The sequence below is a fragment of the Thermobifida halotolerans genome, assembly GCF_003574835.2.
GTDB classification, from domain to species: Bacteria; Actinomycetota; Actinomycetes; order Streptosporangiales; family Streptosporangiaceae; genus Thermobifida; species Thermobifida halotolerans.
This window is the reverse complement of the sequence record NZ_CP063196.1, coordinates 3,470,512-3,482,994: the sequence shown is the minus strand read 5'-3', so window position 1 is coordinate 3,482,994 and position 12,483 is coordinate 3,470,512. Positions and strand designations below refer to the sequence as shown.

General features: G+C 68.0%; 10 protein-coding genes and 2 CRISPR repeat arrays (1 of these 12 only partly in view). Of the genes, 9 read left to right on the top strand and 1 reads right to left on the bottom strand.

Annotated features, from left to right (window positions below):
- Positions 1 to 529: a CRISPR direct-repeat array (repeat unit 29 nt; unit sequence GTGCTCCCCGCGCATGCGGGGATGGTCCC); it reaches 1,163 nt to the left of the window's first position.
- A gap of 595 nt (positions 530 to 1,124) precedes the next feature.
- Positions 1,125 to 1,581: direct repeats of the CRISPR family, unit length 29 nt; unit sequence GTGCTCCCCGCGCATGCGGGGATGGTCCC.
- A 224-nt stretch (positions 1,582 to 1,805) separates the two neighbouring features.
- The 7 genes from NI17_RS15545 to NI17_RS15515 all read left to right on the top strand — a co-directional run bounded on the left by NI17_RS15545 (position 1,806) and on the right by NI17_RS15515 (position 8,430).
- Positions 1,806 to 3,410: a recombinase family protein gene (locus tag NI17_RS15545; RefSeq protein WP_068693979.1), complete on the top strand. Its 1,605-nt coding sequence runs from the start codon at positions 1,806 to 1,808 to the stop codon at positions 3,408 to 3,410.
- Between the two features lie 1,179 nt (positions 3,411 to 4,589).
- Positions 4,590 to 4,787, top strand: coding sequence for a hypothetical protein (locus tag NI17_RS15540; protein WP_068693982.1), 198 nt, complete (start codon positions 4,590 to 4,592; stop codon positions 4,785 to 4,787).
- Between the two features lie 701 nt (positions 4,788 to 5,488).
- Positions 5,489 to 5,842, top strand: a complete 354-nt coding sequence (locus NI17_RS15535) for a hypothetical protein (protein WP_147416932.1) — start codon at positions 5,489 to 5,491, stop codon at positions 5,840 to 5,842.
- Positions 5,839 to 6,009 carry a hypothetical protein gene (locus NI17_RS15530; RefSeq protein WP_157129812.1) on the top strand — a complete coding sequence of 57 codons (171 nt, stop codon included), beginning with the start codon at positions 5,839 to 5,841 and terminating at the stop codon, positions 6,007 to 6,009. Before NI17_RS15535 ends, NI17_RS15530 begins: the two co-directional genes overlap by 4 nt.
- A 14-nt stretch (positions 6,010 to 6,023) precedes the next feature.
- Positions 6,024 to 6,587 (top strand): hypothetical protein, encoded by a 564-nt coding sequence (locus NI17_RS15525; RefSeq protein ID WP_147416931.1) that lies wholly within the window; start codon positions 6,024 to 6,026, stop codon positions 6,585 to 6,587.
- Entirely contained in the window at positions 6,580 to 7,476 is an 897-nt protein-coding gene (locus NI17_RS15520; RefSeq protein ID WP_147416930.1) for a hypothetical protein, read from the top strand. The genes NI17_RS15525 and NI17_RS15520 overlap by 8 nt, the downstream gene beginning before the upstream one ends.
- Positions 7,477 to 8,004: 528 nt before the next feature.
- Positions 8,005 to 8,430, top strand: a complete 426-nt coding sequence (locus NI17_RS15515) for a hypothetical protein (RefSeq protein ID WP_147416929.1) — start codon at positions 8,005 to 8,007, stop codon at positions 8,428 to 8,430.
- Between the two features lie 1,829 nt (positions 8,431 to 10,259).
- On the opposite strand, the gene NI17_RS15510 is transcribed toward NI17_RS15515, so the two are convergent.
- A complete protein-coding gene (locus NI17_RS15510) occupies positions 10,260 to 10,493 on the bottom strand; it encodes a GntR family transcriptional regulator (protein WP_234402156.1) in 234 nt (77 codons plus the stop codon).
- Between the two features lie 188 nt (positions 10,494 to 10,681).
- On the opposite strand from NI17_RS15510, the gene NI17_RS15505 reads away from it, so the two are divergent.
- Together NI17_RS15505 and NI17_RS15500 are read left to right on the top strand one after the other, a co-directional pair.
- Complete coding sequence (locus tag NI17_RS15505) at positions 10,682 to 11,248, top strand: hypothetical protein (protein WP_157129813.1); 567 nt, start codon at positions 10,682 to 10,684, stop codon at positions 11,246 to 11,248.
- Positions 11,249 to 11,685: 437 nt separating this feature from the next.
- Positions 11,686 to 12,387 (top strand): class I SAM-dependent methyltransferase, encoded by a 702-nt coding sequence (locus NI17_RS15500; RefSeq protein WP_068693992.1) that lies wholly within the window; start codon positions 11,686 to 11,688, stop codon positions 12,385 to 12,387.
- Positions 12,388 to 12,483: the final 96 nt, after the last annotated feature.

Here is a 12,483-nt window from a genome sequence, read left to right as displayed (position 1 = left end):
GACGCCGTGCTCCCCGCGCATGCGGGGATGGTCCCCAACCCCCAGAGAGGACCACGCCATGTGCGAGAGTGCTCCCCGCGCATGCGGGGATGGTCCCCAACCCCCAGAGAGGACCACGCCATGTGCGAGAGTGCTCCCCGCGCATGCGGGGATGGTCCCCAACCCCCAGAGAGGACCACGCCATGTGCGAGAGTGCTCCCCGCGCATGCGGGGATGGTCCCCAACCCCCAGAGAGGACCACGCCATGTGCGAGAGTGCTCCCCGCGCATGCGGGGATGGTCCCCAACCCCCAGAGAGGACCACGCCATGTGCGAGAGTGCTCCCCGCGCATGCGGGGATGGTCCCTTCCCGGTTTCCTCATTCATCCGCGTCGCGTAGTGCTCCCCGCGCATGCGGGGATGGTCCCGCAGCGATGACCAACTCCAGGAGGCGCGGGTCGTGCTCCCCGCGCATGCGGGGATGGTCCCCGCCACCTGGACCACGTCGCCCCGCCCCCGCCCGTGCTCCCCGCGCATGCGGGGATGGTTTCGCGGCGCTGAGGCGGTGCGGGTTCTTCTTGGAAGTGTTAGTGGCCAGTTGAGATTCCCCGGAGGCGGCCAGTTGCTGGGGAGCTATCTGGCCATCCGACACCACATCGGGTAGCCAAGCGTGTGGAGCAGGTCGGACTGATTCGTGTGGTGGTGGCGAGGGCGGTCCGACGCACAGCGATCGGCCACTGGAAGGCGACGACACAGGTCCGCGGGGGTAAGCGAGAGCGCCGACGCGGGAGCTGTCCTGGCGCGTTCTGAGGCCGCCGTCAGTGCGATGCGTTCTCGACGGCCCGTTGTCGTCACCCAATGTCGTGATGGCCGCCAGTGGGGACCACAAGTGGCCGCCCACGGGGAGCGACAACCGGCCGTACTCGCAGAATTCCTGGTGGCCGCTGACATTGGAGGTTCGGGGGAGGGCGGGGTATTCCACCCCACCACGGGGGGGCTGGGGTGGAATGCCTCCGGCCCGGGACCGGTACGCGGCCTCCGTACATCCGGCGCCTCACGAGACCCCCACCTGGCGGGTGTTATGTCCGATTTTCGGGAAGTGAAGGAAACCGGCCCGTGTCCCTGATAAAGTCCCAGGTCGTTAAGCGTGCTCCCCGCGTATGCGGGGATGGTCCCCCCAGGTAGTGGGGCGGCAGCCCGGTCAACCCGTGCTCCCCGCGTATGCGGGGATGGTCCCCCCAACTCCGGCAAGCCGCCGTGGAGCAAGGCGTGCTCCCCGCGTATGCGGGGATGGTCCCATTCACTGCCGCTCGTCAGGCAGATCCTGGAAGTGCTCCCCGCGTATGCGGGGATGGTCCCCCGATCATCCCGATCGAGGACCGCACGGTCGAGTGCTCCCCGCGTATGCGGGGATGGTCCGGCGGGGTACGGTCCGAAGCCGGACGTGACCGTGTGCTCCCCGCGCATGCGGGGATGGTCCCTACGACAACGCGCACACCCCACCCACCGGGTGGTGCTCCCCGCGTATGCGGGGATGGTCCCCCGAGAGGCTCGCGGACTCCGATCGAGGAGGCGTGCTCCCCGCGCATGCGGGGATGGTTCGAGACGCGGCCCCTGACGCTTCTCTGTCGAGCGGTGGACTGTGGTGGTCGGCTCCGGGGCATCCTTCCACGCGCGCTTTCCGGTCCCTCTCCAGCCCGAGGAGAGGACAGGGCTGCCGGGCCTCCCGGCCACTACCCGTTGATTTTTTCCACCCCCAGACGAACAGTCTGAGCAGGGCGGACGCAAAACCGGGCTAGTGGCTCCCAAGGGGAAGGCTCACCGCCCATGCCTACCGCCGTTCTGTACCTTCGCTTGTCCCAAGAGACCGAAGTGTCCGACGGGCTCGACCGTCAAGACCGTGACTGTCGCGAGCGCGCCAAGCAGCTCGGCGCGACAGACGTTGTCGTGTTCCGCGAGACCGTGAGCGGATACAAGCGGACCGCGAAGCGTAAAGCGTTCGACGCCATGACCTCCTACGTTCGGGAGCACCGCCCGGAATTCCTTATCGCGTGGAAATTCGACCGCTATAGCCGTAAGGGCATTCGCGACGTTGCTGCGGTGTCCGAGCTGGTCGAGGAAACCGGAGTGCGTTTTATCTGTCTGAAAGACAATCTCGACTCCGCCAATGCGGAATGGGAGTTGCTCGCCGCGTTCGCCGCACACCAGGCGCGCGGCGAGTCGCGCAACACCGCGCTTCGGATGACCTCGCGCAAGGCCAAAGAACGCCGCGAGGGCAAATGGACGGCGCAAACCCCGTACGGGTACGTCAAGACCCGCGACATGCGGCTCATCCAGCACGCCGAGCGCGCGAAGGTGGTCCGTCGCATCGCGGACGCCTACCTTGACGGAGCGTCCATGTCCGCCATTGCCCGCGCCTTGACCGCGGACGGAATCGACGCTCCCGGCTATCTGGTGTACCTCGAGCGTGTCGCACGGTTGCGAGAGCGCGGCAAGCGCGAGGAAGCGGAAGCGCGCGCGAAGAAGCGGCCCGCGAACGTGTGGACCACCACCAGTGTGAAGAACATCCTTGTCAACCCCGTGACCGCGGGAATGATGGCGTACAAAGATCAGCCGGTTTACGACGAACACGGCGAGCCGGTCATGGTCACCGACTCGCCGATTATCAGCGTGGCGGAACGTCGCCGAATCCTCGCGCGACGCACCTCGCAAACCTCCGTTGTTCGCAAACCCGGCAAGCGGACCGGCGGCAAGGCGTCGCCGGGGAGACCTCCCGCCTACCTGCTCACCGGATTCGTGGTCTGCGAGTGCGGACACGCGATTTGTGGGAGCCGTAGCAGACCTCCGAAGTTGCCGCGCTACCGGTGTGCGGGACGTTCCGACGCAACCCCGTGCAAGCTGAAATCGATTGCGGTTCCCGACTTGGAACGCGCGGTGATCGACGCGGTGTTAGGTCATCTCGCCGCGCTCGAGCCGGAAGACCCGCGGCTCGCCGCTATCGCACGCAAGTGGATTGCCCGCCACGCTCCCGAGCATGACGCGCAACGCCGCGAGTTCGCCGAACGCGCCGACACGCTCCGCGCGCGATTGGAAGACCTCGAATCCGCGAAGTGGGAGCGCGGCGAGTTTGATGACGCGGAAGGACCCGCACGCTATGCGCGGTTTCGTACCCGTATCGCCGAACAACTCGCCGCGGTAGAAAGCGCGCTCGCGCAACTCCCAGAACCAACCGTGGACATCTCTGCGCTGCTTGATCCCGCCGAAACCGCGGAGACCTTCGCCAACACCAGCCCCGCGACACTCGCCGAACGCCGCGAGGTGCTCGCCCTGGTGCTCGAGCGCGTGACCGTTCGCTCCGGCGGACGTATCGAACCCGTATGGGTTGGCAGCAACGCCGAACACCTCCCGATAGCGGAACCGCTCGCCGCATAACCGAACCCCACCAAGCCCCGGTAACCGTACCCGCGGTTGCCGGGGCTTTTCTGTTGTACGGCTCCCAGATCGACACAGACGACACAACCCTGCACGCATAGGGAATTCCACGCGAAGAACGCTAAACGCGCGTCTGTGGCGATTTGAGAGCGTCGATTGCGAACGCGGGAGCCCCGCGGAGAACGCGGGAACGCGGCGAGCGGCTCGGCGAACGCGAGCACCTCGCGGAGAGCCCGCGGGAAGCGGTGAGCCCCGCGGCGAGCAGCTCAAGCGGAAACGTCAACCCAACACTGACACTCTCGGCGACGTCGCGAGAGCGTGAGCCGCTCGGCGACACCTCGAGGGAACGGAAAGCGCGGGAAGCGGGAGCACCTCGCGGACCGCTCCGCGGCTCGGCGACACCTCGAGCGGGAGCACCTCGCGGCTCGGCGAGCGGCGAGCGGACGCGGGAAGCGCGGCGAGCGGACGCGGAGCGGGGAGCGGACCGGAGAACGCGGGGAGCCGGAGCGGGAACGGACGCGGGGAGCCGGAGCGGGAACGGACGCGGGGAGCCGGAGCGGGAACGGACGCGGAGCACCGCGGACCGCGAGCCCTTCGCGGCGAGCCCTTCGCGGAGCCCCGCGGCGAGCGGCTCGGCGAACGCACCTCGCGCGAGCGGCTCGGCGACACCTCGAGCGGAAGCACCTCGCGGACCGCTCCGCGCGAAGCAGCTCGAGCACGCGGGAGAGCCCCGCTCGAGCCCCGCGGGAGAGCCCCGCTCGAGCCCCGCGGCAACCATTCGCGCGAGCGCATGACGCGACATGACGAACCGTGACGCGAGGTGCGCGGACGCGGGATGCGCTGACCTGTGCTTATGCCGTTTTCCATGACGGTATGACGAAATTACGTACATTCTGACATTCCATAAGAAAATCCCTATAGCAAACCGAGATCGGCGTCAGATTCGTCATGTCGTCATGGGAAACGGCATACCCGCAGGTCAGACACCTAGTGCGGGATGCGGAGCGGCACGTGGGACGTCATGCGGTACGTCATCGACACCGTGCCCGCACCTCGAGCGGTTCCGCGCGCTCGGCGAATTGACCAGTACTGAACAATTCCCGCCTTATCGACAACCCACCGCGCACGTGCCTAATCTGACCTTTCCAACGTCAACGGAGACGCGGGAGGGAAAACAGAATGAACATGCGCGAAGCGCGCGAAGCCATCACGCACGCTGACGTGTGCCCCGCCGCACGGGCAGTCCTCCTCGAATTCTGGGACTGCCTTGCGGAGCTGGTCGACGAACACCGCACAACCGAGCACGCCGCGGCATGCTGGCTCGCTTCCACACTCGCCATCACCACAGACAACCCCGCCTACCTCCCCACGGCGTAGCGGCACCTCGAGCGGCGAGCGGGAAGCGCGGGAACGGCTCGGCGAACCGGAGAGCGGGAGGGAACGGAGCCGCTCGGCGAGCAGCTCAAGCCCCGCGAAGGAACGCGCGAAGCGGCGAGCGAACGGGAGCATGCCGCGGCATGACGAACCATGACGGACGCCGGAGCGGTTCGCCATGCCCTGCAACTCTCTGACCAGCGCATATGATGAACTGCATGCTGATATGACGGTTCTGATCAATTTTCCGGTATCCCTACGCACATATAGGGAGAAATACCGAACTGACCTCCAAACCGTCATCTCATCATGAACCGCAGATCAGAGCACATGACGCACCATGACGTGCGTCATGCAACCATCATGGTGCACCTCGCGGGGAGCGGAAAACGTCCCCGTTGCGTCACGCACACTGACGAAAAGCGTCCCGTTGCGTCACGTGCTGACGAAAAAGCGCCCTGTTGCGTCATGCACCGGAAAACCCACGCTCGCCGCGAACACCTCCCGCACACGGGACGCATAACTAGTGTGGTGAGATACGCGAGCGAACACGCGGATGCATAACCACTGTGAGCCCTTAGAAGGGCTCACGGCGCACTGCCCGCGCGTTCGTTCTTTCCCTGGGGAAGCCCGGTCGGACCATAGCGGTATTGGGCAGGTGCCGCTATTGGTTCGACCGGGCTTTTTTTTGTTTGGAAGCTGCCATGTCTCACCGAAAGACTTCGTTTGCCCACACGCTCGGCGACGCCTACCGGCGCGCACTCGAATTCATCGCCGAGAGCCGCAGACAACCCGCGGAGAATGTGCACATCTGCGACGAATTCGCGCGCGAGGTGTTCACCGAGATGCTCGAATCGCTCAAGCACCGCCCCAATCTCGCCGCCGCGTTTGCGGAAGCGTTCGGACCTAACGCGGGCAATCTCACATGCGCCCAGTGCGACAACCCAATCGAATACTCCGGCCGCGGACGCTCGCCGCGCTGGTGTTCAGCGGCATGCAAACAGCGCGCGTACGTCGCGCGGAAACGCGCGGCAATGAACGGGAGGAATGACCAGTGAACGACCGTGACAACGAAGCTCCGGCGTGGCTCGCCGAGCACCTCGAGGAACTCACCGCGGAAGACACCGAACGCGCTATCCGAGCGCTCAAGGCGCACCGAGAACAGCAACTCGCGTCCGACCCTGCCACGCTCGCGAAGGCAATTCGCGCGCGCATGCCGTACTGAACCGGAGGTTCCACGTGAACGACATTTTGCCCGTTCCACACGGCGCGTACCTCGCGGTATTCCGCGACCTTGAGCAGGAAAACGGCTTTGTGGCATACCCGGTAGTTGGCTTTCGCGAAGTATCGGGTGGAAGCGCGGTGGTATTCGGCGGACCGGTTAACGAGCACGTTCCGAGCAATCCGCACGCTCCCGCGACCACTGGCGCGGTCGCTGTGCCCGTGGTACTGACTCGCCGCGGGGAACTCAAGCCGGTGAGAACCAACTTTGCGGCTCGTGGCACAGAAGACCCCCAAATGGACGCTCCGGCGACAATCGGGCTTGAGCGCGGCAAGTACCCGCAGACAGAGTTTCTCGGTGTTGTGCGTTCGTCTGAAGACCCTTCGGAGGTGTTCGCCGAACACATCGCCGCCGCACGTGCGCACGCCGAGCAGCTCACCGCCGAACGGGAGCGCGAGGAGTTGCCGCCGCGGGAGGTGTCCGCGGAGGTGCGGACCGCGGAACCGCTCCCGCCGCTTCCGCTCGCCGAACTGCTTGCACGCGCGACCGCGCTCACCGAACGGGAGGACAGCAATGGCTGAAACCGACCGCCGCGGAATACCCAACGGACATGTGACCGCGGCGGGGAAGTATTCCGTAGGCGACGAATACCGCGGCACAGCGCTCGAGCGCTACGAATCTGCGTCCTACACGACGATTCCGAATCCTCCCAAGCAGGTGGCGGACGCGCGCAAGCGGATGAACGAAGCCGCCGCGCTAATCGGCGAGCTGGACAAGACCGCGCTCGCGCTTTTCCGCGAGTACCGCGACGCGCCGAAGGAATTTGAGCGGCGAGCGCGGGAAGCCGTAGCGAACGGCGAAACTCCGGAGAGCACCGCGGTGCTTGACGAGCACCTCGAGCAGCTCGCACGTGATTATCGCGACACGGTGGCGCACCGCGAAGCCGTAGAAGCGCATTTGAAGCGGCTGGTGGACGAATACCACGCGACCGCTGAAAAGCATTACCCGACGTGGCGCGACCGGCTTGCTAGGCAGCTCGAGGAGCGCGCCGAGCCCGCGCGCGTCGCGCTCGCGAAAGCGCTTGAGCAGTGTCGTGAGGTCTATCGGTTGGCCGCGAGCGTGAACGAAATGGACAATCCGCGGATCGCTCCCGGCGAGCGTCCGCGAGTCTCTGCTCTCAAGGGCAAGGACCTCCCAGAGGCGTTCAAGCACCAGCAGCCGCGGAGCATCATGGGCAACCATGACCGGCACACGTTCGACAAGGACGCGGAAGCGGCGGCAAGGATTGCAGCGCACTGGCTTCGGATCGAAGGACGGGAGCCCTTCGGCACCGGTCCTATTCCGGACTCGCTTACCGTGCCGCTTGCCAGCATTCCCGACGAGACCGAAGAGCAGCGCGCCGAGCGGGAGCACCGCGCCGAGCAGGCCCAAAAGGCGCGCCAAATTCTCAAGCAGCACAATCTGATTTAAGCCGTTCCTTGCGGGAGCCCCGCGACTAGCAGGGCTCCCGTTTCCCGTTTGGAGTTCTGCCATGACCGTTCTGACCGCTACCCCTCCCCCGGCGAGTCCCTCCCGCGGTAGGTGTGCTCGCCCTGGTTGCCGTAGGCGAACTACGCGACTCCCGTACTGTCGCGCAATGTGCCACAAGGTCCACACGGTCGCGCTCGCGATTGCTGCTCGAGAGAAAGCCCCGCGAGGTAGGAACCTCGCTGCGGACGCTCACGAAATCATGCGGTTGATGGACATGCTCGGCGATTACCCCAAAGGTCGCATGCTCGGCGACGAAGACATGAGAAGTCTTACCTCGCTTCGCGTCGCGTACAGCGTGCGCAACACGTGAACGCGGGAATGGTGTATGGCAATGCGTTTGGCGACGTTGCGCACCTAGCGAAGGGGAGGGGGGATGACCCCCCTAAGGAGGGTTCCCGTTCGCGGGCGGATAGCGACTTTGTCGCTCTGCGCATGCCGAAACTGTCTGAATTTGGGAGGTGAGCGGGAGTGAACGACGAACCGGCCGCGCGAGCCGCGGCGAGCAAACGGCTGCTAGCGCAGTACGAAGCGGAATTCGACCTTGACGAGACTCAGCGTGCCGCGCTCGCGCTCGCCGGTGAGCACCTGGACAACGCCGAACGGCTGGACGGCGCGGTCCGCGAGCACGGAACCATGATCCGCGGAAGCGCGGGACAACTTGTGGTCAACCCCGCGGTTGCGGAAGCGCGTCACCAGCGGTCCGCGGCGTGGAACATTCTTCGCGCGTTGACCGCGGAGGACGCGGGAGCCGTGACCGACGCGGCGAGCATGGGGCAAGCGTCCGCGGGGGGTGCCGCGAGGTCTCCGGCGAGCGTGCGCGCGTCCGAAGCCGCACGGAAACGGTGGGAGCGTGCACGCGCTCTCGCCGCGGCTGACGCGGACGGTGTTGCGTGAGAGCGCTGCGACGTCGCCGAGCACCGCGGACCGCCGCACCTCCGGTAGCGGTTCCGGAAGTGCTCGCGTTGTACGCGTGGGAGGTGGGAGCGAGCGGCGTTTCCGGCGACTCGCCGAGCGTGCTCGAGCACCTCGCAGATTGCCGAGCCGCGGTGTCCTATGTGTGCTCGCTTTGGCCGCCTAAAGCATGTACCTGCTCCGCGGACAGCGGGTTTCCGCGGGTAGTGGCGACGGTGTCTGAAGGGTGGGAGCCGCTCGCCGCGGCTGACGCGGAGCGTCCGCGAGGTGAGCGCGTAGGGGAGGTTCGTGCGTGAGAGCGCGCGGACCTCCCCTTTTTTCGTTTTGGGGCTCGCGCGTGCGGGAGCTGCTTGCCGCGGGGCTGTTCGGCGAGCGGGAGCGGTTCGCCGAGCGGGAACGGTTCGGCGACGTCGCGAGCCGTGCCGCGTTCGGCTCGCGTCCCGCGCACCGTTTGAGCAGGGAAAACACGCGCGTCTGTGACTCTGTGTTAGGCCGACTATCGACGGAGAGTAACCACGGGAGCGGTTCGCCGGTCCGCTCGCCGGTCCGCTCGCCGGTCCGCTCGCCGGTCCGCTCGCCGGTCCGCGAGCCGGTCCGCGAGCCGGGAGCTGTTCGGCGACGTCGCGCGGTGCTCACCGCGGAGCACCTCGCGAGGTGTTCGCCGTTCGCGGGAGCTGTTCGCCGGGAGTTGCTTGCCGCGGGAGCTGTTCGGCGACGTCGCGAGCCGTGCCGCGAGGTGCTCGCCGCGGGAGCTGCTCGGTGAGCCCCGCGAGGTTCCCGCGTTCGCCGGGAGCTGCTCGCCGAGCCGGTGAGCCCCGCCGAGCCGTTCGCCGCGGGAGCGGTACCGGACACCTCCCGCGTTCGCCGCGCGTGTGGGAGCTGCTCGGCGACGTCGCGCGGTGCTCGCCGGTCCGCGTTCGCCGGGAGCCGTTCGGCGAGTCGGGAGCTGCTCGCCGAGCCCGTGACGTCGCCGGAGCCGCTACCGGACACCTCCCGCGTTCCGGTCCGCGTTCCCGCGTTCCGGTCCGCGTTCCCGCGTTCCGGTCCGCGTTCCCGCGTTCCGGTCCGCGTTCCCGCGTTCCGGTCCGCGTTCCCGCGTTCCGGTCCGCGTTCCCGCGTTCCGGTCCGCGTTCCCGCGTTCCGGTCCGCGTTCCGCGCGTGCGGGAGCTGCTCGCCGCGGGAGCTGTTCGGCGAGCCGGTCGCGTGCGGGAGCTGCTCGCCGGTCCGCGAAGGGCTCGCGCTCCCCGCGCTTGGGAACCTCGCGCGTGCGGGAGCTGCTCGGCGAACCGCGAGGTGTCAGCGCGACGCTGACAAGAATTCCCGCGTTCCGCGCGTGCGGGAGCTGCTCGGCGAACCGGTGAGCCCCGCCGAGCCGTTCGCCGCGGGAGCGCGTTGCCGTTCGTGTGCCGCTCGAGGTTCCCGCGGTTTCCGCGTTGCCGCGTTCGGCGAGCCGTGCCGCTCACTGCTTGCCGCGCGTTGCCGTTCGTGTCGCCCAGGACGCGAAGCACCTCGCGCAACCGCGCGGACGGTCCGCGGCGAGCGGCAAGCGTGTTTGTCCGCGTTGACGTGCGGTTTGCCGCGGTTGCCGGGAGGTGTGCCGCGAGCGTTGCCGCTTGCCGCCGAGCGGCACGCGTTGCCGGGAGGTTCCGCCGAGCGGCACGCGTTGCCGGGAGCCTTGCCGCGGAGCGGTACAGCTTGCCGCTCGCCTTGCCGCTCGGTTCGGCGAGCGTTGCCGCGGAATGCTCGGCGAGCGTGCGCGCGCGTGCACCTCGAGCGGTCCGCGTTGCCGCGCGTTGCCGGGAGGTGTGGGTCTAGCTTTCCGCGTCCGTGTTCGGGAGCCGCTCGGCGACGTAGGTACCGCGCTGGGGCAACGTGATTACCCACCCTTCGTCGCGGAGTAGCGCGACCGCACGCCGCGCCGTTTCCCGCGCTACTCCGTGCACCGATACGAGTTCCGATTCCGACGGGATGGCGTCGCGCGGTTTCAGTTCTCCTGCCTTGATTCGGTCGCGGAGAGCGCGCGCTACCTGTTGGTAGAGCGGCATGGGGTCGAAGCGGTCAACGTGCATACGGGGGACGCTAACCACGTCAGCCACGGCGAAGATATGGCGGACGTCGTAGACGTCCTAGACAAGGCAGATGTATTGTCAGAGCTTGATCCACAACAGAAGAGACCCCCGCGAGTGCGCCAACACTCCGGGGGCGTGGCCAACGCTTCCAAGGAGCGCTGACAGTGAGAACTCTACTTGCCTTGTGCGCGCTGGTCTTGCGCGCGGTCCGTCCCTCCCGCGGCTCGCATGCCGTTCGCCGCGGCGAGCAGCTCGAGCCCCTCGAGCGGTCCGCGGGGAGCCCGCGGACGGTTCGCCGGAACGTCGCCGAGCGGGAGCACCTCGAGCGCGTGCCGCTCGCCGAGCGGACCGCGGACGCGCTTCGCGGCGAGCAGCTCGAGCCGGAGCCGCGGACCGGTCACCGCGGAGAGCCCGTGAACGTCGCCGAGCGGACCGCGGAGAGCCCGCGAGAGCCCCGCGAGCCGGAGACCGGTACCGCGAGCGCACCTCGAGCCGCTCGCGGACGCCCCTATGCCGAACTGGTTCCGGCGGCTATGCCCGTCAACCCCTACGCCGCTCCCGTTCCGGTGACGCTTCCCGCGAAGCCGCACACGGTGGCCACCGAAGCGGCGTTGATCCGCCCGTATCTGGTCGCGTGGGAGCGCGAGCAGGAACGGGAGCGCACCGACCGTTCGCGGCTCGGTATTGCCGTTCTGCTGGATATCGCACGCGCGGAGGGAACTTCACAGTGACTCGTGGGCACGAGCCGGAACCGGAGCCCGTGGACGCTCCCGCGTTCTGGGATGCGGCGGAGCATGCGGACTGGCTGTATGACGCGCTCTCGGAAGCGCTCCGCGATCGTGCGGACGTTTTCCCGGACATGTACGCCGCGTTTGCCGCGCTAGACGATTGGCTCCGCGGCGGTGGCGTTCTGCCCGGCCCGTGGCGCAACGCCGAGCGTCCGCCGAGCACCGACGCCTAGCAACACCTCGCAAGCCCCGCGGACACCTCCCGCGGGGCTCTCACAGCACCGAAGCAGCGTAAAAAATCAAACTGTTGGCCGAAGCGGCCCCGGCGTATGGCAGCGGCCCCGGCCCCGCCACCACGGGGCGTGACCGTGTCCCCAGGGCCACGCTCACGCGCTGAGCGTGACCCTGGGGACACGGTCGTCGCGCTGTAGGGTGGGGCCGTGCTGTCCGACGCCGTGGCCTTCGCCGGTCACCAGATCCACGTGTGCCGCTACCGGGAGGCGGGCACCCTGCTGCGCTGGCTCGGCCGCGACCTGACCGGGCAGGTGGTCGTCGACGTCGCGGGCGGCGACGGCTACTGGGCGGCGCAGGCGCGCAGGCGCGGCGCGCGGGCCGTCTCCGTCGACCTGGCCCGGCACAAGATGCTGCGCGGGCGGCGGCTCAGCAACGCCCCGGCGCTCGTCGAGGGCGACGCGCTGCGGCTGCCGTTCCGCGACGCCTCCGCCGACAGGGTCATGTCGATCTGCGCCGTCGAGCACTTCGACGACGGGCCCGCCGCGCTGCGCGAGATGGCCCGGATACTCAGGCCCGGCGGCGACCTCGTCCTGTCCGCCGACTGCCTGTCCCGGCGCGGCGAGTGGCCGCACCTGTTCGACGCGCACCGCCGCCGCTACCACGTCCAGCGCACCTACACCCACGCGACGCTGCGCGCCCTGCTCGACGAGTGCGGCCTCGACGTGCTGGAGCACACCTACCAGTTCCGCTCCCGCGCGGCCGAGCGCGCCTACCTGACGCTGTCGGCCCACGGGGGCCGGATCGGCTTCAACGCCGCCGCCCCGCTGATCCCCCTGGTGGCGCTGAGCGACCGCCGCCACCCCAACACCCGGGGCAGCATCGTGCTGCTGCGCGCCCGCAGGCGGTGACACCGCCCGCCGGACCGACAACCATGATCACAAATGTGGCAGGATCGGCGACGCCGAGCAAGACAGAGCGGGACACACCCCGACCAGTCCCCTGAG